At 69.9% G+C, this 22042-nt stretch carries 21 protein-coding genes and 1 tRNA gene; 17 read left to right on the top strand and 5 right to left on the bottom strand.

Going from position 1 to position 22042, the window contains the following annotated elements; genetic code table 11:
• The first annotated feature begins 120 nt into the window (after window positions 1–120).
• On the top strand, window positions 121–2529 hold the full coding sequence (locus tag AB0M01_RS30915; protein WP_363675731.1) for a transglycosylase domain-containing protein: 2409 nt from the start codon (window positions 121–123) through the stop codon (window positions 2527–2529).
• 42 nt (window positions 2530–2571) lie between these two features.
• On the opposite strand, the gene AB0M01_RS30910 is transcribed toward AB0M01_RS30915, so the two are convergent.
• Window positions 2572–2967, bottom strand: coding sequence for a hypothetical protein (locus tag AB0M01_RS30910; protein ID WP_363675729.1), 396 nt, complete (start codon window positions 2965–2967; stop codon window positions 2572–2574).
• 113 nt (window positions 2968–3080) lie between these two features.
• Between AB0M01_RS30910 and AB0M01_RS30905 the strand changes: the two genes are divergently transcribed.
• The 4 genes from AB0M01_RS30905 (at window position 3081) to AB0M01_RS30890 (ending at window position 8182) form a co-directional block, all read left to right on the top strand.
• Entirely contained in the window at window positions 3081–5429 is a 2349-nt protein-coding gene (locus tag AB0M01_RS30905) for a glycoside hydrolase domain-containing protein (protein ID WP_363675727.1), read from the top strand.
• Between the two features lie 3 nt (window positions 5430–5432).
• Entirely contained in the window at window positions 5433–6077 is a 645-nt protein-coding gene (locus AB0M01_RS30900) for a hypothetical protein (RefSeq protein WP_363675725.1), read from the top strand.
• A complete protein-coding gene (locus AB0M01_RS30895; RefSeq protein WP_363675723.1) occupies window positions 6074–7066 on the top strand; it encodes a hypothetical protein in 993 nt (330 codons plus the stop codon). The genes AB0M01_RS30900 and AB0M01_RS30895 overlap by 4 nt, the downstream gene beginning before the upstream one ends.
• 117 nt (window positions 7067–7183) lie before the next feature.
• Window positions 7184–8182, top strand: a complete 999-nt coding sequence (locus AB0M01_RS30890; protein ID WP_363676005.1) for an IS481 family transposase — start codon at window positions 7184–7186, stop codon at window positions 8180–8182.
• On the opposite strand, the gene AB0M01_RS30885 is transcribed toward AB0M01_RS30890, so the two are convergent.
• Window positions 8179–8646 carry a GatB/YqeY domain-containing protein gene (locus AB0M01_RS30885; protein ID WP_344176794.1) on the bottom strand — a complete coding sequence of 156 codons (468 nt, stop codon included), beginning with the start codon at window positions 8644–8646 and terminating at the stop codon, window positions 8179–8181. The genes AB0M01_RS30890 and AB0M01_RS30885 overlap by 4 nt on opposite strands.
• Before the next feature lie 26 nt (window positions 8647–8672).
• On the opposite strand from AB0M01_RS30885, the gene AB0M01_RS30880 reads away from it, so the two are divergent.
• The 8 genes from AB0M01_RS30880 to AB0M01_RS30845 all read left to right on the top strand — a co-directional run bounded on the left by AB0M01_RS30880 (window position 8673) and on the right by AB0M01_RS30845 (window position 14296).
• Window positions 8673–9608: a metallophosphoesterase gene (locus tag AB0M01_RS30880; RefSeq protein ID WP_363675720.1), complete on the top strand. Its 936-nt coding sequence runs from the start codon at window positions 8673–8675 to the stop codon at window positions 9606–9608.
• 46 nt (window positions 9609–9654) lie between these two features.
• Window positions 9655–9728 (top strand) — tRNA-Pro (locus AB0M01_RS30875).
• A 69-nt stretch (window positions 9729–9797) separates the two neighbouring features.
• Window positions 9798–10436, top strand: a complete 639-nt coding sequence (gene lipB, locus AB0M01_RS30870) for a lipoyl(octanoyl) transferase LipB (protein WP_363675718.1) — start codon at window positions 9798–9800, stop codon at window positions 10434–10436.
• Between the two features lie 17 nt (window positions 10437–10453).
• The gene (locus AB0M01_RS30865; protein ID WP_363675716.1) at window positions 10454–10930 is read left to right on the top strand and encodes a hypothetical protein; all 477 of its coding nucleotides are present in this window, start codon (window positions 10454–10456) and stop codon (window positions 10928–10930) included.
• Window positions 10923–11621, top strand: coding sequence for a carbohydrate-binding family 9-like protein (locus AB0M01_RS30860; RefSeq protein WP_363675714.1), 699 nt, complete (start codon window positions 10923–10925; stop codon window positions 11619–11621). The genes AB0M01_RS30865 and AB0M01_RS30860 overlap by 8 nt, the downstream gene beginning before the upstream one ends.
• Window positions 11622–11658: 37 nt before the next feature.
• Window positions 11659–12693, top strand: a complete 1035-nt coding sequence (locus tag AB0M01_RS30855) for a hypothetical protein (protein ID WP_363675712.1) — start codon at window positions 11659–11661, stop codon at window positions 12691–12693.
• A gap of 181 nt (window positions 12694–12874) precedes the next feature.
• Window positions 12875–13663 carry a CoA transferase subunit A gene (locus tag AB0M01_RS30850; protein WP_363675710.1) on the top strand — a complete coding sequence of 263 codons (789 nt, stop codon included), beginning with the start codon at window positions 12875–12877 and terminating at the stop codon, window positions 13661–13663.
• Window positions 13664–13666: 3 nt separating this feature from the next.
• Window positions 13667–14296, top strand: coding sequence for a CoA transferase subunit B (locus tag AB0M01_RS30845; RefSeq protein WP_363675708.1), 630 nt, complete (start codon window positions 13667–13669; stop codon window positions 14294–14296).
• On the opposite strand, the gene AB0M01_RS30840 is transcribed toward AB0M01_RS30845, so the two are convergent.
• Together AB0M01_RS30840 and AB0M01_RS30835 are read right to left on the bottom strand one after the other, a co-directional pair.
• The gene (locus AB0M01_RS30840) at window positions 14286–15545 is read right to left on the bottom strand and encodes a hypothetical protein (RefSeq protein ID WP_363675706.1); all 1260 of its coding nucleotides are present in this window, start codon (window positions 15543–15545) and stop codon (window positions 14286–14288) included. The two genes, AB0M01_RS30845 and AB0M01_RS30840, sit on opposite strands and share 11 nt — an antisense overlap.
• A gap of 70 nt (window positions 15546–15615) precedes the next feature.
• The gene (locus tag AB0M01_RS30835) at window positions 15616–16272 is read right to left on the bottom strand and encodes an SDR family oxidoreductase (RefSeq protein ID WP_363675704.1); all 657 of its coding nucleotides are present in this window, start codon (window positions 16270–16272) and stop codon (window positions 15616–15618) included.
• Window positions 16273–16373: 101 nt separating this feature from the next.
• Here AB0M01_RS30835 and AB0M01_RS30830 point away from each other — a divergent pair, with 101 nt between their 5' ends.
• A complete protein-coding gene (locus AB0M01_RS30830; RefSeq protein WP_363675702.1) occupies window positions 16374–17258 on the top strand; it encodes a carbohydrate kinase family protein in 885 nt (294 codons plus the stop codon).
• On the opposite strand, the gene AB0M01_RS30825 is transcribed toward AB0M01_RS30830, so the two are convergent.
• Window positions 17255–17938, bottom strand: a complete 684-nt coding sequence (locus AB0M01_RS30825) for an NUDIX domain-containing protein (protein ID WP_363675700.1) — start codon at window positions 17936–17938, stop codon at window positions 17255–17257. The two genes, AB0M01_RS30830 and AB0M01_RS30825, sit on opposite strands and share 4 nt — an antisense overlap.
• A gap of 103 nt (window positions 17939–18041) precedes the next feature.
• Between AB0M01_RS30825 and AB0M01_RS30820 the strand changes: the two genes are divergently transcribed.
• The 3 genes from AB0M01_RS30820 (at window position 18042) to AB0M01_RS30810 (ending at window position 22002) form a co-directional block, all read left to right on the top strand.
• Entirely contained in the window at window positions 18042–19037 is a 996-nt protein-coding gene (locus AB0M01_RS30820) for an SPFH domain-containing protein (protein ID WP_363675698.1), read from the top strand.
• Window positions 19034–19909: a hypothetical protein gene (locus AB0M01_RS30815; RefSeq protein WP_363675696.1), complete on the top strand. Its 876-nt coding sequence runs from the start codon at window positions 19034–19036 to the stop codon at window positions 19907–19909. Before AB0M01_RS30820 ends, AB0M01_RS30815 begins: the two co-directional genes overlap by 4 nt.
• A gap of 152 nt (window positions 19910–20061) precedes the next feature.
• On the top strand, window positions 20062–22002 hold the full coding sequence (locus tag AB0M01_RS30810) for a CocE/NonD family hydrolase (RefSeq protein ID WP_363675694.1): 1941 nt from the start codon (window positions 20062–20064) through the stop codon (window positions 22000–22002).
• The last annotated feature ends 40 nt before the right edge of the window (window positions 22003–22042 follow it).

Raw genomic sequence — 22042 nt, 5'->3', positions numbered from 1 at the left:
TGTCCCGGTGGGTCGGCCGTCCTCCTTTTGGACGATTTTCGCCGCGACCCGCCGGTTTTCCGTGACGCAGATCACACGCTCCGCCACGGCGTGGCTCGGCCATCCCGTAGGCTCTGACCCATGCGCGTGAGGGAGAAGGGCGACCGCGGCGTCGTCCAGTCGGTGGTCCTGTTCCTCGGTGTGAGCGTCCTGTCGGGTGCGCTCGCGGCCGGCCTGGCGATCCCGTTCGCGGGCCTGGCCGGGTACACCACGGAGAAGACCCACGAGACCCTCCAGGACCTGCCGCAGGAGCTGAAGACCGATCCACCGGCGCGGACCAGCAAGATCGTCGCCGCCGACGGGTCGCTGATCGCGTACCTGTACGAGCAGAACCGGGTCCCGATCACGCTGGCCCAGGTGAACCCGATCATGCGCAAGGCGATCGTCGCGATCGAGGACGACCGGTTCTACGACCACGGCGCGCTGGACGCCAAGGGCACGCTGCGGGCGATGCTGCGCAACCAGTCCGAGGGTTCGGTGCAGCAGGGTGGTTCGAGCATCACCCAGCAGTACGTGAAGCTGAGCCTGATCGCGAAGGCGAAGACGCCCGAGGAGTACCAGCAGGCGACGGCGTCGACGTACCAGCGCAAGATCGCCGAGCTGCGGTACGCCGTCGCGGTCGAGAAGGAGTTCTCCAAGGACGAGATCCTGGAGAAGTACCTGAACCTGGCCAACTTCGGCGACGGCGCGTACGGCGTCGAGGCGGCGTCGCGGCACTACTTCTCCACGCACGCGAACAAGCTGACGCTGGCCCAGGCCGCGCTGCTGGCCGGCCTGGTGAAGAACCCGAGCGGCTACGACCCGACCAACAACGCCAAGCGCGCCAAGGACCGGCGCGACGTGGTGCTGCGCCGGATGCAGGAGCTGAACGTCATCACGGCCAAGCAGGCCACGGACGCGATCCGGACCCCGGTGTACGACCCGAAGAAGGTCCAGAAGATCCCGAACGGGTGCGCGGCTTCGCGGTACCCCTTCTACTGCGAGTACGCGTACTCCAAGCTGCTCGAGAACCCGGCCTTCGGCGCGGACGAGAAGAGCCGCGCGCACTACGTGAAGACCGCGGGCATCACCGTGAAGACCTCGCTGGACCCGCGGGTCCAGGCCGCGGCGGAGCTGTCGATGAAGCAGAAGTCGAAGCCGTCGGACACGACGGTCGCGGCGATCACGATGGTCCAGCCCGGCAGCGGGCTGATCAAGGGGATGGCGCAGAGCAAGCCGTACGGCGACGGCACGAACAACACCACGTCGTACAACTACAACGTCGAGAAGACCTACGCCGGTGGCTACGGCGGGTTCCAGAACGGGTCGACGATGAAGGCGTTCACGATCGCCGCCGCGATCCAGCAGGGCATCCCGCTGAACTACCGGATCAACTCGCCGTCGCCGATCGACCTGAGCGGGGTCAAGTTCAAGACCTGCACCGGGACGACCTCCGACCGCGACTACCACCCGAAGAACTCGACCCGCAGCGGTGACCTGACGATGATCGAGGCGGCCAAGGCCTCGACCAACACCTACTTCCTGCAGCTGTCGCAGCGCACCGGGCTGTGCGCGGTCGCGACCATCGCGGCGAAGCTGGGCATGAAGGACGCGCAGACCCTGCAGCCGCTGCAGCAGGTCATCTCGATGACGCTGGGCGTCGACAACGTCAGCCCGCTGATGCTGTCGAACGCGTACGCGACCTTCGCGGCGCGCGGCAAGTACTGCAAGCCGCTGGCCGTCACCTCGGTGACCAGCGCCGCCGGCAAGCCGATCAAGACGCCGGGCATCGAGTGCAACCAGGCGCTGGAGCAGCCGGTCGCCGACGGTGTGAACCGGGTGCTGCACGAGGTCATGGAGCCGGGCGGTACCGGTAGCCGGCTGAAGTTCGGCAGCAGCGACCTGGCCGGCAAGACCGGAACGATCCAGGAGAACAAGGCGGTCTGGTACTCCGGCTACTCCTCGACCCTGGCCGCGGCCGCGGTGGTCGCCGACGCGAAGCTCCCGTACACGAACCTGATGTACGGCCACACCCTGAACGGCAAGGACATCGCGGACCCGAGCGGTTCGGGAACGGCCGGCCCGATCTGGGAGGTCGCGATGCGCGCCGCCCTGAAGGGCTCGGCCGAAACCCACTTCGTCGCCCCGAGCGACAAGACGATCCGCGGTGACGTGAAGGACCTCCCGTTCGTCACCGGCATGTCGGTCCAGGACGCGACCAACCGCCTGCAGGGCGCCGGCTTCCAGGTCACCGTCGCACCGGGCCAGGTCCGGTCGAAGGAGACCGCGGGCACGGTCGCCTACACCTCACCGCGCCAGCGCGACGGCGCCCCCGAGGGCTCGATGGTCACCATCTACATCTCCGACGGCAGCGAGGGCCAGCAGCCGCCTCCGCCACCGAACAGCCCGCAACCGCCCAAGCCACCGAACACGGGCAAACCGGGCGGCGGGAATCCCCAGTGCCCGCCGTGGCACCCGCAGTTCCCGAACTGCGGCGGCGGGGGCCGCTGACCTGAAGAACGGAGTGAGCTCGCGCTCACTCCGTTCTTGTTTTCACCAGAACAGGCCTTTGCCGAACGCCTGCATCAAGGTGAGGTCGAAGAGGCCGGAGATCGCGAGCGGTGCGACCAGCAGCGCCACCGTGGCCAACCAGAACAGAATCGCCGGGCCGCCGGTCGAGCGGTGGAGGCGCCGGTTGATGACGACCGCCAGCGCCAGCAGCGGGCACCCGAAGAGGACGAAGCCGTAGATGCTCGCCTGCAGGTCGCCCGGATCGTTGACGAACGGCGACCACGGACCGTCCAGCGCCACCGCGAGGAAGTGGCGCACAGCGAGTTCGCCAAGGCCCAGCGGGTAGAGCAGCAGGTACGCCAGCACCACGTTCACCACGAGCCACAGGAGCACGGCGCGGACCCGAACTGCTGGGCTGGCGAGCCGAATGTCGTTCACAGGCTGCTCCTCGTCGCTGGCGGCTACGACGCTGCCGATCGTACGGAATGCCTGGTTGCACGTAGCTGCAGAAGCGTTGCTCGGGGTGATCTCCGGCCGTCAGGCTTCCGGGTGTGGATGCTCAGGTGCTCAACGCCCAGGTCTGGCTGAACGCGACGTACGGCGGGGTGGCGGGGTGGGTGCCGCTGGAGGAGACCGGGCAGACCGGGTGGTCGACGATGTACGGGCTGCGGCGTGGGCTGCAGACGGAGCTGGGGATCTCGCCGGTCACGTCGGGTTTCGGGCCGGCCACCACGGCGGCGTACGTCGCGCAGATCGGGAAGATCGACGGCAGCACCACGAAGGTGAACGTGCTGAAGCTGCTCAGCGCGGCCCTGTGGTGCAAGGGGTACGCCGGGTTGTGGGACGGCGCGGCGGTCAGCTTCGCGAACCTGAGCGGCTCGGTCGGCAGCGTTCGCGAAGATCTCGGGCTGGGCTCGGCGAACCCGTCGGTCGACGTGAAGCTGATGGCCTCGCTGCTGACGATGGACGCCTACACGAAGCTCGGCGGCGGGACGACGCAGGTGCGCGACGTCCAGCGCTGGCTGAACGCGACGTACCTGAACCGCCGCGACTTCGCGCTGGTGCCGTGCGACGGGATCTACTCGCGCGCGGTGCAGACCGCGATGACGTTCGGCCTCCAGTACGAGCTGGGCATGGCCGACGGGACCGCGAACGGCAACTTCGGTCCCGGCACCCGGGAAGGGATCCGCACCCAGGCGACGGTCTCGCAGGGGTCGACCGACGGCGCGAAACGGTTCGTCCGGCTGTACCAGGCGGTGCTCCGCTTCAACCGGTACGACGCCCCGTTCACCGGCAGCTTCGACGGCGACACCGCCCAGCTCACCCGCGACTTCCAGGGCTTCATGGAGCTGCCGGTGAACGGCCTCGGCAACTACGGCACCTGGTGCGCGCTGCTGGTCTCCAACGGCGACACGACCATCGCCACCAAGGGGTTCGACACCAACAAGCAGCTCACCCTCGCGCAGGCCCAGGGCGCGGTCGCGGCCGGCTACACGCACGTCGGCCGGTACACGGTCGGCGCGAACAAGTTCATCACCGCACCGGAGCTGGACGCGCTGAAGTCGGCCGGCCTGAAGCTGTTCCCGATCCACCAGCGTTTCAACAACGCCCCCGGCGAGATGACCAAGGCGAACGGCCGCACCCACGGCATCGAGGCGGTCGAACGCTGCCGGGTTCTCGGCATCCCGGCGCAGAGCGTCGTCTACTTCTCGGTCGACTTCGACGCCCTCGGCGAGGTGATCGACGGTCCGGTCGCCGACTACTTCGAGGGCGTCAACGATTCGATGGACCAGACCGTCAACGGCCGCTACAAGATCGGCGTCTACGGCACCCGCAACGTCTGCGCCACGATGCTCGACCGGGACCTCGCCGAAGCCGCCTTCGTGGCCGGCATGTCCACCGGCTTCTCCGGCAACATGGGCTTCCCGATGCCGCCGGGCTGGCACTACAACCAGATCGTCGAGATCGCGTCGGGCGCCTACCCAGGCGCGCCCGCGATCGACAAGGACGTCGTCTCCTCGCACGCCACACCGGTCGACCTGAACCAGGTCACCAGCCCGCCGGTCGAACGCGACGGCTCGGTCTCGGGCACCGGCTTCGACGCGTTCTTCGAGTGGCTGGTCCGCGCGGAGGTCGCGTGCGAGCGGGCGCTGGTGGCTCCGACGGTGCCGCTGTCGCAGTACGCGTCGATGATCCCCACGTTCGTCATGCACTACCTGCAGAAGCCGAAGTACTGGGGCGGTCTGGGGTGGCCGCAGTACACGCCGATCACGACCGACACGCTGACCAGCCTGGCCCGTGCGTACGCCGAGGAGGAGCTCGGCCGGCTGGCCCCGAGTCGGCCCGTCTCCACGCGGGACATCGAGCACTTCGCGGCCACCGTCCGCGGCTACGAGTACTGGGGTCTGCCGGGCGACCAGAACGACTACGGCCTGGGTGACCTGGGCGGCTGGGCGCTGGACCTCCTGCAGCTGTGGGGCTCCTACCAGCACGCCAAGGCCGCCGATCCGAGCTTGGATCTGGCGGTGTACCTGCGCGCGCGACTTGGGGTGGTCGATGGAGAGGGTGGCTTCTCCTGGGGCGACGTCGTCGCGGACGCGGACGCGTACCTGATCTGGCGCGCGAAGCAGGAGAGCGGGAGCAGCAGCTTGTCGGGCGCGGCCCGCGGGCTGCTGAAGCTGACCGACAAGCAGCGGGTCCGGAAGTTCTACACCGACCGGTTCGGCGGCTCGGCGGACAACCTCGCCCAGGCGTTCGTGAACCTGACCGACAACGGCCCGGTCGGCCTGCCGCCGGACTTCGTGCTCGAGGAGTTCGCCGGGGCGGAGAGCCTGCCGTCCGCGGACGAAGCCCGGACCTGCGCTCTCGTCTACGCGCAGCTGATGCAGACTCAGGGCTGACCGATGACCCTTCTGCCCGGCCGGGAGACGCTGCTGATGACTGCGGACCGTACGGACGACCGCGTGCTGCTCCGCCGGGACCGGGCCGAGATCGGGCTCCTGGTGGTTCCGGCGGTCGGGGTGGTGCCGTTGCTGCTGGCCTGGATGGTGCTCGCGCAGCTGCTGGCGCAGGTCGATCCGAGCCAGGACAGCGTGGGGATCACCCGGGACGGCGACCCGCTCGGGGTTGGGGCGCTGGTGGCGGTCGTGGGTGCGGTGATGGTGGTGCTGCTCTTCGCGGGCCTGCCCCGGCCGGGGCGGCTGCGATCGGCAGCGGGTAGCACTCGGGGCGCCATCGCGCAGGGCGTTGGTGGCGTGGTGGTCGCGCTCGAGGCGTTCCTCATCAACCAGCTGCACTTCTACTTCAACGGACCTGGCGACGGCTGCACCTACCCGGGGTGCTGGCCGCTCCACGAGCAGTCCGCGGCGCTCGCCGCACCGGGAATCGTCACCGGGCTGTCCATGCTCCTGATGGCTCTGCTCGTACGCCGGGTCCCCTGGTGGATTCGCGCGCTGGTGCCGGTGGTCGTGCTGCTGGCGACCCTGGCCGTCCAGTACGCCGTGTGGGACTCGTACCTGATTCCGATCTTCGAAGGGGCGCCGCGATGATGAGACGACGGACCGTGCTGCAGGGGGCGTTGGCGGGGTCGGTGCTGGCCGGGGCCTCTGTTGACGTCGCGGCGGCGGCTCCAGCGGCGGGCATCACGCCGGTGGGGCCGGGCGGTGCGCGGGTGGTGCACGCGCCGGACGGTGCTGCCGTGGAGGTGCCGGCTGACCTCGGTGTCGAGCTCACCAGTACCGGCGTACCGGCTGGGGCGGTCATCAGCCTCTCGTACGACGAGCGCCTGTACGCCGCTGCCGCGCGGCCGGTGCTTGTGCGAGGCAAGCAGGTCGTAGCGCTCCAGGCAACGCAGGCAGCGACCGGTATCGCGCACGGGCGCCGCTTGGACCTGCAGCTGCCGACGCTGGCGCCAGGGACCTACACCGTCCACGCCGGCGGAGTAGCGCCTGCCCGCTACCCGGCTGACCTCGTTGCTGACCCGCTGGCGACCGAGGTGAAGGTCTCGCAGGGTGCAGTGACCGCCCGGGTGCTCAGCCGACCAGTGGCCGACCAGGGCCTGCCCTGGGGTGTCCAGCTCGGCGCCGGGTGGACCAGGGCGAGCTGGGGCGACGGCTACTACGTCTGGCGGCCAGGACTCGTGGCACTGCATTCCGTCGGGCCGGGCGTCGTACCGGCCGGGTCTCGCGTCCGGGTGACGCTGGACCGGCAGGTGTTCGAGTCGGTGCAGGTGACGAAGGTCCTGGGCCCTGACGGCGAGCAGATCGGTGGTGTGGGTCGCCGGAGCACGCTGGCCGGGCAGCCGACGGCCAGCTGGACCCTGCACGCTCCGCTCGCGGCAGGCGCCCGGATCGCCCTGTCGTTCGCTGCCGAGGCCCGCTCGCTGCAGGGCGCGCTGGAGTACGTCGAGCCGTCGCTGGTCGAGTTCATCGCGCCCAAGCAGTCCAGGACGCCTCAGCGCCTCACCGGCGCCGAGAGCCAGACCCGGGTGGACGACGTGTACTCAGCCGCCACCCAGGCCCGGTACGCCGGTAGCTAGGTGTGATGTCCAGGGACGTTGTCCTGCTGGTTGGCGGTGAGTCGGTCTGACAGATGAAGGCCTCCGGTTGTGAAGTGGAGCTGTCTAGTTCACCGCTTCACCCGACCGGAGGCCTTCGTGTCCCACGTTAACGCGACTCTGACTCCCCGCACCCGACTGCGCCTGGCGCGCCTGATCGTCGAGGACGGCTGGGCGTGCTCAGCGGCAGCGAAGATGTTCATGGTTGCCACCAAGACCGCCCGCAAATGGGCTCAGCGGTACAGGGACGAAGGAATCGCCGGGATGGCCGACCGCAGCTCCCGTCCGCACCACAGCCCCACCAAGACACCACCGCAACTGGTACGCCGGATCGTACGGTTGCGGTGGCGCCGACGGCTCGGCCCGGCCCAGATCGCCGGCCGGCTCGGTGTCACGGCCTCGACCGTGCACGCCGTACTGGTCCGCTGCCGGATCAACCGGCTGTCCAGGATCGACCGGATCACCGGCGAACCCCTGCGCCGCTACGAACACGACCACCCCGGCTCACTGATCCACGTCGACGTCACCAAGTTCGGCAACATCCCCGACGGCGGCGGCTGGCGCTACGTCGGCAAGCAACAAGGCGGCAAGAACAAATCCGCAACATCACGCCGAACCGGCCAGTGGAGCCCCGACCAGCACGCCCGAACCGGCATCAGCTACCTGCACACCGTCATCGATGACCACTCCCGCGTCGCCTACGTCGAAATCTGCTCCGACGAGAAAGCCACCACCGCGATCAGTGTCCTGCAACGCGCAGTGGCCTGGTTCGAAGGCCACGGCGTCACCGTCGAACGCGTCCTGTCCGACAACGGCGCCGCCTACCGTTCCCACGCCTGGCGCGACACCTGCACCGAACTCGGCATCACCCACAAACGCACCCGCCCCTACCGCCCCCAAACCAACGGCAAGATCGAACGCTTCCACCGCACCCTGGCCGATGGCTGGGCCTACGCCCGCCTCTACACCTCAGAAACCCAACGCCGCCAAGCCCTGCCTGACTGGCTCCACTTCTACAATCACCACCGAGCCCACACCGCAATCGCAGGCCAACCACCCATCACCCGCCTGACCAACCTCCCTGGACATCACAGCTAGGCGCCCAGCTGGCGCTTGACCTCCGCAGAGACCGCGCCGCCGTCGGCCTTGCCCTTCACCTTGGGCTGCAGGGCGCCCATCACCTTGCCGATGCCGCGCGGGCCCAGCTCGGCCGCGCCGGTGGCGGCGATGGTCTCGGTGACCAGGGCGGCGATCTCCTCGGCGGTGAGCTGCTCGGGCAGGTACTCGGCCAGGATGTCCGCCTCGGCCTGCTCCTTGTCGGCCAGCTCGGCGCGGCCGGCGTCGCGGTAGGCGGTGACGGACTCGCGGCGCTTCTTGGCCTCGGCGGTCAGGACGTCGAGCACCTCGGCGTCGGACAGCTCCCGGGCCTCCTTGCCGGCCACCTCCGCCTTGGTGACCGCCGTCAGTGCCATCCGCAGGGTGGACTTGCGGATGTCGTCACGGGCCTTGAGGGCCGCGGTCATGTCGTCGTGCAGGCGCTGCTTCAGCTCGGAGTTGGACATAGGGGAGATTGTGGCAGGCTGGAGCAATGAGTCTTCGGGGACCGGCCGTCACGGCACTGAAAGCCGCGGGCGTGATCGGCGCCGTCGGCGCCGCCTGCGTCGGGTACGCGGCGGCGATCGAGGTGCGCTGGTTCACGCTGCGCCGGTTCACGGTCCCGGTGCTGCCGCCCGGCGCGGACCCGCTCAAGGTGCTGCACCTGTCCGACCTGCACCTGATGCCTTCCCAGGAGAAGAAGATCCGCTGGGTCAACGAGCTGGCCCAGCTCGAGCCCGACCTGGTGGTCACCACCGGCGACAACATCTCCTCCCCCGACTCGGTGCTCCCGCTGCTGCGCGCGTACGGCGGACTGCTCGACCTGCCCGGCGTCTTCGTGTTCGGCTCCAACGACTACTGGAAGCCGCACTTCAAGAACCCGGCGAACTACTTGCTCCCGGCCAACAAGCAGAAGCACAAGCCGCACGGGCCGGACCTGCCGTTCGAGGAGATGCGGGCCGCGTTCACCGACGCCGGCTGGGCCGACCTGAACAACCTGAAGACCACCCTCAAGGTGAACGGGCTGCGCCTGGACTTCGCCGGCACCGACGACCCGCACATCAAACGCGACCGGTACGCCGAGGTCGCCGGCGAGGTCGACCCCGCGGCCGACCTGTCGATCGGCGTCACGCACGCGCCGTACCAGCGGGTGCTGAACTCCTTCACCGGCGACGGGTACCCGCTGATCCTGGCCGGGCACACCCACGGCGGCCAGCTCGCGGTCCCGCTGTACGGCGCCCTGGTGACCAACTGCGACCTCGACACCTCCCGGGTCAAGGGCCTCAGCACGTGGGGGTACGACGGCCGCCAGGCGGCCCTGCACGTGAGCGCCGGGCTGGGCACCTCGCCGTACGCACCGGTGCGGTTCGCGTGCCGTCCGGAGGCGACTTTGCTCACGTTGGTGCCCCGGATTCACGGTGCCGGCTAACTCGATTTCGTCCCAGCCGGGTGCGCATGTAAGCTGACTCCGGCTTCGGGCTGTGGCGCAGTTTGGTAGCGCGCGTCGTTCGGGACGACGAGGTCGCAGGTTCAAATCCTGTCAGCCCGACAGAAGAGGGCGGTGACTCGCGAGAGTCACCGCCCTCAGTCATTTCCGGGGCCGATCTACAGTGGCCGGGTGACGGCGTTGCAGCGGGTTGACCTCGGTGAGGTCGAGTACGAGATCGCGACCAAGGACATGGCGACCTGGGTCGCGGAGCGGTCCGACGGGAGCGCCGGGGACCGGTTGTTCCTGCTGAGTCATCCGCCGGTCATCACCTACGGGCAGCGGACCCCGCCGGCCGACCTGCCGCCCGAGACCGCGGGGATCCCGACGGTGGGCGTCGACCGTGGCGGCTTCGCGACGTACCACGGTCCTGGGCAGCTCGTCGGGTACCTGGTGATCGACCTGAAGCAGCGCGGGCCGGTCGACATCGTCCGCTGGGTCGAGAACGGGTTGATCGCGGCTCTGGGCGAGCTCGGGTTTCCGCTGGTACGGCGGGAGACGCCGCGCGGCGAGAGCAGCCTGGTCGGCGTCTGGACCGAGGACCACCGCAAGCTCTGCTCGATCGGGATGCGGATCCGGCGCGGGGTGACCAGCCACGGGTTCTCGATCAACGTCGACCCGGCGATGGACGTGTTTCACACGTTCACGACCTGCGGGTTGCACGACGTGACGATGGTGTCCCTGGCCGAGCTCGCCGCCGAGCGTGGTGTGCCGGTGCCGACCGACGCGCAGGTCCGCGACGCGGTCGCGACCGCCCTCGGAGCCGTCTGACCCAGTAGCCTGCGGCCATGGGCGACGCGGACGACGAGGTCACCCGGCAACTGCCGGAGGAGACCGGCGAGGCCCCCGGGACCGCCGAGGACCGGGGCCGGCGGTTCGACGTTCCGCCGCTGCCCCCGCTGCTGATCCTCCCCGTCGTCGGGATCCTGGCCGGGTTCGTCACCATCGGCGCGGTCTGGCTCAGCGAGCGCGGCTGCGAACGGTTCCGCGACACGTCGAACTGCGGCGCCTGGGGATTCCCGCTGCTGGTGCTGACCGTCGTCGTCGCGATCGTGCTCGGCGCGACCGCGCTCAGCCGGCTCGCGATGCCGCACCCGAAGCTCGTCGCGTTCCTCGGCGTCGGGTTCATGCTGCTCGTCGTACTGGCCTTTCTGGCCGACAACCTGTTCAGCACCTGGACCCTGCTGGTCGTCCCGGTGCTGACTGCGGTTACCTTCCTGCTCGCCCACCTGCTCGCCGGACTGCTGGAGCGCGCCGATGCCTGATCTGCCCCGCTACAAGGCCCACCGCACCACCACCCCGCCGTCGCTCGACGGCACGCTGACCGACCCGGCCTGGGCGGAGGCGGCCTGGACCAGCGACTTCGTCGACATCCGCGGCGACCAGCCGGCTCCGGCGTACCGGACCCGGGCGAAGCTGATGTACGACGACCAGTACCTGTACCTCGGCGCCCAGCTCGAGGAGCCGCACGTCTGGTCGACGATGACCGAGCAGAACACGTTCCTGTACGAGGAGAACAACTTCGAGCTGTTCCTCGACCCGGACGGCGACCGGAACAACTACTACGAGTTCGAGATCAACCCGCTCGGGACGATCTGGGAGCTGACCCTGCCCAAGCCGTACGCCGACGGCGGCGTCGCGATCGACCCGACCAACCTGCCTGGGCTGCGGACCGCCATCCATGTCGACGGGACGCTCAACGACCCGAGCGACAGCGACGCCGGCTGGACCGTCGAGGCGGCGTTCCCGTGGGCCGAGCTGGCGGCGTACAACACCGGAGCGACGCCGCCCGCGCCCGGTGACGAGTGGCGGATGAACCTGATGCGCGTCGAGTGGTCGCACGAGGTGGTCGACGGCGGCTACCGGAAGGGGTCGCAGCAGGACTTCTGGGTCTGGTCGCCGCAGTGGGCCGTCGACATGCACAAGCCCGAGCACTGGGGCGTGCTGGAGTTCTGAGGACCCCGTGCTCCGGTGGTTTGGCACCGGGGTGACAATGAGTGATGTGGAGTTCCGGGGCGGCGGGTACGACGAGGACCTGTCGTACCTGATCGACCTGGTCGAGCACCCCGATCCGTTGCGCACAGCAACGAGCTCTGCGCGGGCTGCTGTGCGTACGGCGGCCGAGGGCGATCAGGTGGTCGCCGCGATCGAGCGGGCCTGTGAGAGCGACCCGCGGATGGCGCTGCGGCTGGTGGCCGGGCTGTCGAGCTACTGGTGGTCGCGTGGGCTGCAGGACGAGGCGGCGGCTGCTGCTGAACGCGTGCTCGGGATGCTGGGGCGGACGGTGCCGGCGGGGTTGGAGGAGGAGTACCTGCTCACGGTGCTGCACGGGGCGTCGTCAGCCGAGCAGGAGCAGCTGGAGCTGGCGCAGCAGGTGGTGCTGGATGGTGCGGGGCCGTTCAAGTACCCGGTGACGGTGCTGCTGTGGGCGCTGGTCTTCGGGCCGTTCGAGTCAGCAGCTGTGGTTGCCGACGTACTGGCCAGGCACGAGCGAGACGGCGACGCGTGGACCCGGGCTGCTGTGGAGCTGATCAAGGGCTACCCCGGCCTGGTCGACATCGCACCTGCTGAGGCCGAGCAGTCGCTCCGCATCGCTCTGGCCCGCTTCCGCATGCTGGAGGACCGCTGGGCCATGTTCCTGGCGCTCACCGGCCTCCGCCAGATCGCCACCGACCTCCTCCCGATCACCACCGAGGCCGTGGACCTGGCGTCCGAGCTGGGCCTGGAGGAGGAAGCCGGCCTCCTCCTCTGCGAACGAGCCGAGCTCCACCTCCGCACCGCCACCCTGGACCAGGCCCGAGCCGACTTCACCGAGGCGCTGTCACTAGCCACCACCACCGACAACGCGGAGGCGGTCGCCGCCGCCCAGATAGGCCTGGCCCGCACCGCCCGCCACGCCGGCAACCTGGTCTGCGCCCGAGAACACCTGGCCCAACTCCTCGCCACCTGCCCGGACGACCTCCCCGACGCCCGCGAGGAAGCAGCCCACGAGCTGGAGGCCATCTGCGCCGCGGAGGCCACGGCCTAGCCGAACCGCGCCGCAGGCGCGGGGCGGGCGGGACATGTGGTGGGGTGACAGCAGCACCTGTGGGCGCGCCACATACCGCCGTACCGGCTGTGTTGGTGGCCACAGGGTGTGGGGGTCGCCGGGATGTGGTCGGCTGGTTAGAGTCGACTGATCTAGCCCTCGAACTGCAACGGAGCAGCGGATGGACAAGACGTACGGGTCGCCGCGGGACGCGGTGGACGACATCGGTGACGGGGCGAGCCTCGCGGTGGGTGGGTTCGGGCTGTGCGGGAACCCGATGCAGCTGATCGACGCCATCCACGCCAAGGGGGTGAGCGGGCTCAGCGTCGTGTCCAACAACTGCGGGGTCGACGACTGGGGGCTCGGGATCCTGCTCGCCGACAAGCGGATCGCGAAGATGACCTCGTCGTACGTCGGGGAGAACAAGGAGTTCGCCCGCCAGTTCCTGTCCGGGGAGCTCGAGGTCGAGCTGACGCCGCAGGGCACGCTCGCGGAGAAGTTGCGGGCCGGCGGCTGCGGGATCGCCGCGTTCTTCACGCTGGCCGGTGTCGGCACCCAGGTCGCCGACGGCGGGCTGCCGCAGAAGTACAACACCGACGGCTCGGTCGCGAAGGCCTCGGAGCCGAAGGAGACCCGCGAGATCGGCGGTACGACGTACGTGCTGGAGGAGTCGATCACCACCGACTTCGGGCTGGTGCACGCGCTCAAGGGCGACACCCACGGCAACCTGGTCTTCGACCGCAGCGCCCGCAACTTCAACCCGCTGGCCGCGATGGCCGGCCGGATCACGATCGCCCAGGTCGAGGAGCTCGTCCAGCCCGGCGAGCTGGACCCGGACGAGATCCACCTGCCCGGCGTCTACGTCCAGCGAGTGGTTGCTGTCGGCAAGGACATTGAGAAGCGGATCGAGAAGCGTACGGTGCAACCGCGCGCGGCGTACGACGCCCAGCGCGAGAAGCTGGAGGCCTGAGCCATGCCGCTGACCCGTGAGCAGATGGCCGCCCGCGCCGCCGCCGAGCTGGAGGACGGCTCGTACGTCAACCTCGGCATCGGCCTGCCGACGATGGTCCCGAACTACATCCCGGACGGCGTCACCGTGGTGCTGCAGTCCGAGAACGGCATCCTCGGCGTCGGCCCGTACCCGGTCGAGGGCGACGAGGACCCGGACCTGATCAACGCCGGCAAGGAGACCGTCACGACGTTGCCGGGGGCAAGCTTCTTCGACTCGTCGCTGTCCTTCGGGATGATCCGCGGCGGTGCGATCGACGCCGCGATCCTGGGCGCGATGCAGGTCTCGGCGACCGGCGACCTGGCCAACTGGATGATCCCCGGCAAGATGGTCAAGGGGATGGGCGGCGCGATGGACCTGGTGCACGGTGCCAAGAAGGTGATCGTGCTGATGGAGCACGTCGCCAAGGACGGCTCGCACAAGATCCTCGCCGAGTGCGACCTGCCGTACACCGGTCGCGGCGTCGTCAACCGGATCATCACCGACCTCGCCGTGCTGGACGTGACCGACGACGGCCTGCGGCTGGTCGAGCTCGCCGAGGGCGTCACCTTCGACGAGCTCCAGGACAAGACCGGCGCGCCGATCAAGCAATGAACCGGACGTCCGGGTGCTTCGGTGAGTCTCGCCAGGTGCCCGGACGGTTCCGGAGGTGCTGGTCGAAGAACGCCGGCAGGTAGGTGTTCAGCGTGTGCAGGATCCGGCGCGGGTCGACGGTGCCGATGGTGTTCGCGACCAGCTCGGGCGGGACGGTGAAGTGCCGCTGGAAGTGCGGGATCAGCGCCTGGTGGTCGATGAACGTGTAGTGCTGCCCGCGCGGGACGTTGAGGTCGCGCTTCCAGCCGGTCGAGTTGTTCCAGAAGCCGCGCCAGGAGGGGTCGGTGCGGTGGGTCTGCGGGCCGCCGTCCGGCCCGGTGCCGCCCGCACCGACCAGCAGGAACGGCCGATCGAGGCCCTGGGCAACGACCGGGCAGTCGGCGGGGTCGTCGTACCCGTAGCCGAGGGTGCCGTCGAGGTCGATCCCGGCTCGGACGCGCCGGTCGACGAGCATCACGTCGGCCGCGGTGATCCCGCCGGCCGAGTGGCCGTACGCGCCGACTCTGGTCAGGTCGAGGATCCCTCCCAGCCCTTCCGGCAGCCGTCGCCCGTCGGCATCCGGGTTCCTCCCGTTCGCCAGTTGTTGCAGCGCATCAAGCACGTGCCGTACGTCGGCCACCCGCGTCGCCCGCGCCAGCCGCGCGTACGGCTCAGCCGGCAACGTCTGCACGGCGACCCGCCCACCGGGGAACTCGACGGCGGCGGCTTCGTAGGTGTGGTCGACCGTCACCACGACGTACCCACGACTCGCCAGCTCGGCGACCATGATCGACCCCAGCCCACGCGGTACGCCGAAGCCCGGCGAGAACAGCACCACCGGTCGCCGCCCGCGACTCACCGGCGCCGACAACCCGGCGTACACCCGGGCGCCTGCCCAGTCGACGGCGTCGACGGGCTGTTGCAGCGCGATCGCCGCGCCCTCGGCGTACACCTGCGCGGTGAGCGGCGGAAGGTACGCCGCCCGCTCGGCCGGACGAGTCGCGGGGTACCAGACGCTGATCATCAGCTCCCGTGGACGCCCGGGAACGAAGGGGTCGTCCCGCCCGGCGTCGACGAGGTGGAGTTCGGTGGTGCCGACAGGAAAGGGGCCGGTGGGCCGAGAGAACCGCAGGGCTACGGGCGGTCGCCCGCCCGCTTGCGGGCCGGGCCAGTAGGCGCTTGGCTTGTGTAACCCCGAGGCCGAGGCCGCCGTAGGCGGCGAGGCGAGCAGGGCGGCGGTGCCGGCGAGGAGGACGCGTCGGGTCAGCATGGGCCCGAGCTTGTCCTCCTCGGCGTACGCCCGGCTGCTGTCGATCGCCAGTCAGCGCACCTGACGAAAGTCAGACCTGCTCGAAGTGGAAGCTCCGGATGAAGCAGTCGCGCGGCTGGTTGACCGCGAACAGGATGCACTCGACGACCGATTGGGCGGTGAGCGGCGAGCCCTCGTCGCGGGAGCCGTCCTGGGTGAAGTCGGGTGGGAAGAGGGAGATCACACGAATACCCTCGGGCCGCAGCCGGGCGGAGAGGATCTCCGCGTAGCCCGCCTGCGCATGCTTGGCCGCATAGAAGGCGGGATGCGCGGCCGAGCGGTGCTGACCAGGCTCCCCAGCAGCGGAGATCAGGTTCACCACGTCCGCGGCTCGCGATCGCCGGAGCAGCGGCAAGAGATGCTCGGTCAGCAGCACCGTCCCCGTCGCGGCCCCACCGATCGTGTCCGCGATGTCAGCCGGCGACGCGTCGCCCTCCAGGTAGCGCGCGCCGCTGTTCACCAGGACGTCGAGCCGCTCGAACTGCAACGCCGCGATCGACTCCGGCGACGACAGATCCAGTACGACGGCCCGAGCCGATCCCCCGGCGGCCCGGATCAGCGCAACCGTCTGGTCGGCGGCGGACGCCGTACGGGCGGCAGCGACGACGTGCGCACCCGAGGCGGCGAACGCGAGGGCGAGCAGGCGTCCGGTGTCCCGGCCGGCGCCGGTGATCAGCACGTGTTTCACACCGGCCAGGAGATCACTTCAAGGGCTCTCGAGGTCAACTCTGCTTCAAGCTTCCGGCCGCTGATCTTCTGTCGCTTGCCCGGCTCGGTGAGGATGGACGCATGGGGCTCGACGTGTTCGTGATCGGTGGGGTGGGGATCGACACGGTCGTCCGCGTCCCGGGGCTTCCGCTGGCCGACTGGGAGACGATCCACGTCGAACCGGTCGAGTCGTACGTCGGCCACACCGGCCACGGCGTCGCGCTCGGCTGCCACCGGCTCGGGCTCGACGCCGGTCTCGCCGACGTGCTCGGCGACGACGCGGAGGCGCAACGCATCCGTACGACGTACGAGGAGCTCGGGCTGCCGCTGACCTGGGCCGTCCACCCGAGCGGGACGCGGCGCAGCGTCAACCTGGTCGCCCCCGACGGCCTCCGCACCTCCCTGTACGACGGACGCCATCCCGCCGGCATGCGCGTCGACCCCCGGCTGTGGCGCGGCTGGATCGAGCACTCGCGGCACGTGCACGTCTCGATCATGGACTTCGCGCGGCGCGCGCTGCCCGACGTGCTGGCGGCCGGCCGCACGCTGTCGACCGACCTGCACGACTGGGACGGCGACAACGAGTACCACCGCGACTTCGCCCAGTGCGCGGACGTCGTGTTCGTGTCGACCAGCGCGCTGCGCGACAAGGCGGTCGACTGGATCTTCACCTGCGGCCGCGCGCAGGTCGTGATCGCGATGGCCGGCGCGGACGGCAGCTACCTGCACGTGCGCGGCGAGCCGCCGGTCCACGTGCCCGCGGTCAAGATTGCGGGGCGCCCGGTGGTCGACACGAACGGCGCCGGCGACGCGTACGTCGCCGCGTTCCTGACCACGTGGCTGGACGGTCGCTCGTACTACGAAGCCGCGACGGCGGGCACGATCGCGGGTGCGTGGGCGTGCGGTTCGCCGGGGACGCACACGGACCTGATCACCGCCGAGCAACTGATGCTGCTCAACCGCTAGCCCCGCGTCAGCGGTGGGTGCAGCGTGACCGCCGGGCCGCGGCGGAAGAGCTGCGCGGGGCGGCCGCCGTCGCGGGTAGTCGTCGCGCCGAGCGGTTCGACGAAGCCTTCGGTGCGGGTCGCCTTGCGGTGGAAGTTGCGCGGGTCGAGCGGCACGCCCCAGACGGCCTCGTAGACGCCGCGCAGCTCGGAGACGGTGAACTCGTCCGCGCAGAACGCGGTCGCGAGCGGTGAGTACTCAAGCTTCGCGCGGGCCCGCTCGACGGCGTCGGTGAGGATCCGGTGGTGGTCGAACGCGAGCCGCCCGGGATCGACGAGCACGTCGGCGACGGGGATCCAGGACGCCGAAGCCGCGTCCGACCCCGCCACCGGGGTCGGTAGATCCGGGACAAGTGCCAGGTGAGCAACGCTGACGACCCGCCCCCGCGGGTCCCGTCCAGGTTCGCCGTACGTCGCCACCTGCTCCAGGTGAATGCGCTCGGAGCCGACCCCCGTCTCCTCCGCCAGCTCGCGCCGCGCCGCCGCCTCCAGTCCCTCGCCCTCCCGCACGAACCCGCCCGGCAGCGCCCACCGCCCCTTGTGCGGCGGGATCCCGCGCCGGATCAGCAGCACCTCGAACGACCCGGCCTGGACGGTGAGGATCACCAGGTCTGTCGCCACACCCATCGGCTCGAAGTCCATACCGACCACCTTAATCGTCACCTTGACGAAAAGCGATCCGACGCCTTATCGTCAAAGTGACGACAACGAGGCCGGGGCGACCGGCCGTGAGGAGAGCACAGCGATGGCCGACATCACGCGGTTCCGTTTCATCAGTCACCTGCGGGCCAACCCGACCACCCACGTCCGGCACCTGCGGAACGGGAAGCTGGTGCACGACGGCGCCGGGCAGGCGTTCTGGTTCCGGGCGCTGAACTCGTCGCTGAGCGAGGTCCCGGTCGACGACCGCGAGCAGCCGCTGCTGTTCCACGGGCGGACCGTCGACTTCCAGGACGTCGTCGTCCAGGCGACCGTCACCTACCGCGTCACCGACCCGGCGCTGGCCGCGACCCGGCTCGACTTCGGCATCGACCCGGACACCGGGCGCTGGCGGGCGACCCCGCTGGAGCAGCTCGGTGGGCTGCTGACCGAGCTCGCGCAGCAGACCGCGCTCGACCTGCTCGCGCGGATGTCGCTGACCCAGGCGCTGTCCGAGGGGATGGCGTCGCTGCGGCTCGCGGTGAGCACGGGACTGCGCGAGGACCAGCGGCTGAGCGGGCTCGGTATCGGCGTCGAGGACGTGCGGGTGGTCGCCGTACGGGCGGAGAACGACGTGGAGCGGGCGCTGCAGACGCCGACCCGCGAGATGGTGCAGCAGGCGGCCGACAAGGCGACGTACGAGCGGCGCGCGATGGCGGTCGAGCGGGAGCGGTCGATCGCGGAGAACGAACTGCAGAACCAGATCGAGCTCGCGCGGCGGGAGGAGCAGCTGGTCACGCAGAAGGGCCAGAACGAGCGTCAGCGCGCGACCGAGGCCGCGGCCGCCGGCCGGATCGAGACCGAGGCGGCGGCGTCGCGCAAGCGAGCCCTCAGCCAGGCCGAGGCCGACGCCAAGCGCGTGATCGGTGCGGCCGAAGCCGCCGCGGAGAAGGCGTTGCTCGACGCGTACGCCGAGATGGACCAGGCCACGATCCTGGCCCTGGCGATCAAGCAGGGCGCCCTGCCGGAGATCGGCACGCTGAACCTGACGCCAGATCTGATCACCCCGCTGCTGAGCAAGCTGACTGGTGACCAGGCATGAGCCTCCCACCTCGCGCAGTACTCGTGCACCGAGCTACCGAGCTCAATGAGCTCGTAGCTCGGCACGGCACGCGCCAGCAGGCTGGGTTCTTCCTGCAGACCCGCGGGCGGGACCTGGCCGAGCTGGACGAGCGGCACGAAGCGCAGCAGAAGGCCCTCGCTGCCGTGTCGAGCGCTGTCCCGCTCGACTGGCGGCGGGCGGTGGTCGAGCGGGCGGATCTCGATCGCTTCGTCTTCGGCCCGGAGGACGTGGTGGTCGCGGTCGGGCAGGACGGGCTGGTGGCGAACGTCGCGAAGTACCTCGACGGGCAGCCGGTGATCGGGATCAACCCCGAACCCGCCCGCAACCCCGGCGTACTGGTCCCGCACGAGCCCGAGGCCGCCGCCGACCTGCTGCGCGCCCAGCACGTCGAGGAGCGCACGATGGTCGTCGCGGGCACGGACGACGGCCAGCGCCTGCTGGCGCTCAACGAGGTGTACGTCGGCCACCGGACCCACCAGTCCGCCCGCTACCGCCTCGCCTCGCCCGAAGGGCTGGAGGAGCGCCAGTCGTCCTCCGGCCTGCTGGTCGGCACCGGAACAGGATCCACGGGGTGGTGCCGCTCAGCCTGGCAGGAACGCCACAGCCGGCTCGCACTGCCCGGCCCGCTCGACCCGGCGCTGTGCTGGTTCGTCCGCGAGGCCTGGCCGTCGCCCGCCACTGGTACGTCGTACACCGAAGGCGTCCTGGCCGCCCGCGACCACCTCACCGTCACCGCCGAGGCCGACCTGGTCGTCTTCGGCGACGGCATCGAGGCCGACGCCCTGACCATCACCTGGGGGCAGCGCCTCGACATCACCGTCGCCGAGACCCGGCTGCGCCTGGTCCGCTGAAGTTTTTCCCGTGATCTCCACGGATGGTGACCGTCCGGGTGAGTTCCGTGCTGACAGCGGTGTCAGATCGCGCATAAGGTGCGTTCACCACAACGGCCCTGTCGAGGGAGGGCCGTGGTGCTCCACCCACCGCCCACAGGGGAGCTACTTGCATGCGCAGATCTCGATCGAGCACGGCCTTCCGTACCGGAGTGGCCCTGCTGGCGACCGCGGCGCTGGCGCCGATCGCGTCGCTGTCCGCGACCGCCGGTCCGCCGGCCAAACCGTTCGTCCAGGGGACGCAGACGGTCGCGGCGTACGACTACGACAACGCGATCCGGGAGCGGATCCAGGTCGACGTACCCGGTGTCGACGCCGACGCGAACGGTGTCAAGGACCAGGTCACCGTCGACATCATCCGGCCCGGTGAGGCCGCCCAGGCCGGGATCGACGTCCCGGTGATCATCCAGGCGTCGCCGTACTACGCGGGTGACCCGAAGAACTACTTCGACGCCGCCGGCACCCGGCAGGTGTACGGGAGCTGGCTCGACAACTACTTCGTCCCACGCGGGTACGCCGTGGCCTTCGTCGACATGCCGGGTACCTTCCGCTCGACCGGCTGCAGCGACGTCGGCGCGGACTACGAGGTGCTCGGCACCAAGGCCGTCATCGACTGGCTGAACAACCGCGTCCCCGGCCAGACGCCGGACGGCGCCAAGGCCAAGGCCGACTGGTCGACCGGCAAGGCCGGCATGATCGGCGTCTCCTGGAACGGCACGATCGCGAACTCGGTCGCCAGCACCGGCGTTCGCGGGCTGGAGACGATCGTCCCGATCGCGGCGATCTCGTCCTGGTACGACTACACCCGCGGCTTCGGCGTACCCTTCTACGACGAGTACATGGGCTTCCTGCACGACTACGTCAGCAACGACGCGTCACCGCGCTGCGAGGAGCTGACCGGCGAGATCGAGCAGGACTCCGACACCCGCACCGGTTCGTACAGCAAGTTCTGGGACCCGCGGAACTACCGGCTCGACGCGAGCAAGGTCAAGGCCAGCGTGTACGTCGTGCACGGGCTCGGCGACGAGAACGTGAAGACCCGGCACTTCGGCGAGTGGTGGGACGAGCTGGCCAAGCGCGGTGTGCCGCGCAAGATCTTCCTGCACCAGGGCGTGCACCTGGACGGCTTCAGCTTCCGCGACGAGTGGGTCGACAAGCTGCACCCGTGGTTCGACTACTGGCTGCAGGGCCTGAAGAACGACGTGATGAAGACGCCGCAGGCGACCGTGCAGCGCGAGGACGGTTCGTTCGTCGACGAGGCCCGCTGGCCGGCGGCCGGGGTCAGGACGACGAAGCTGAACCTGAGCAAGCCGCTGAACGCCAAGACCGGTGGGCTCTCGATCGCGGCCGCGTCGTCGGACCCGGTCAGCTTCACCGGGACCAGCGCGGAGTCCGTCGACTCCGTCGTACTGGACCCGACCACGCAACGGCCGGACCGCGCGGTGTTCCTCAGCAACGACCTGGAGCAGTCGGTCCGGATGTCCGGGACCGGTAAGGTCACCGTCCGGGTCAAGGTCAACAAGGTTGCCGCAGGCATCAAAGCGCGGCTGGTGGACTACGGTACGGCGACCCGCTACCGCGACGTCACCAACGTCCCGAACACCAGCGTCTGCTGGGGTGACGGCAACACCCTCGACACCGGCTGCTACGCCAAGACGCAGATCAACACCGCCGTCTCCGACGCGTCGGTCGCGGTCCGCACCCTGGCCGACATCGGCCACTACAAGTCGCTGAACCGCAAGGAGTCCCTGCAGTCCGGCAAGTGGTACGACCTGAGCTTCGAGCTGAACGCCGACGACGTCGTCTTCGCCGCCGGTCACCGCCTCGGCCTGGTGCTCACCGTCGAGCCCGACAACCCGTCCGTTCCCTTCACCGGTGCGACCGTCACCCTCGACCCGGCGAAGTCCTCCCTCACCCTCCCGCTGACCAGCGCCCCGGACCTGACGACCGCGGACACCCCGCAGTCCCGGATCCCGGCCGACTCGCTGGCCCAGCCGGAGCCCAGCCACGACCCCGTCGAGCTGATGCGCCAGTTCGTCGAGGCCAGCCGCTGATCCGGTGACAACACGAAGCCCCCGGCCTGGATCCAGGCCG

This window comes from Kribbella sp. NPDC051770 (assembly GCF_040681455.1).
GTDB lineage: Bacteria > Actinomycetota > Actinomycetes > Propionibacteriales > Kribbellaceae > Kribbella.
The sequence above is the reverse complement of the archived record's forward strand: the minus strand, read 5'-3'. Positions and strand labels throughout refer to the sequence as shown.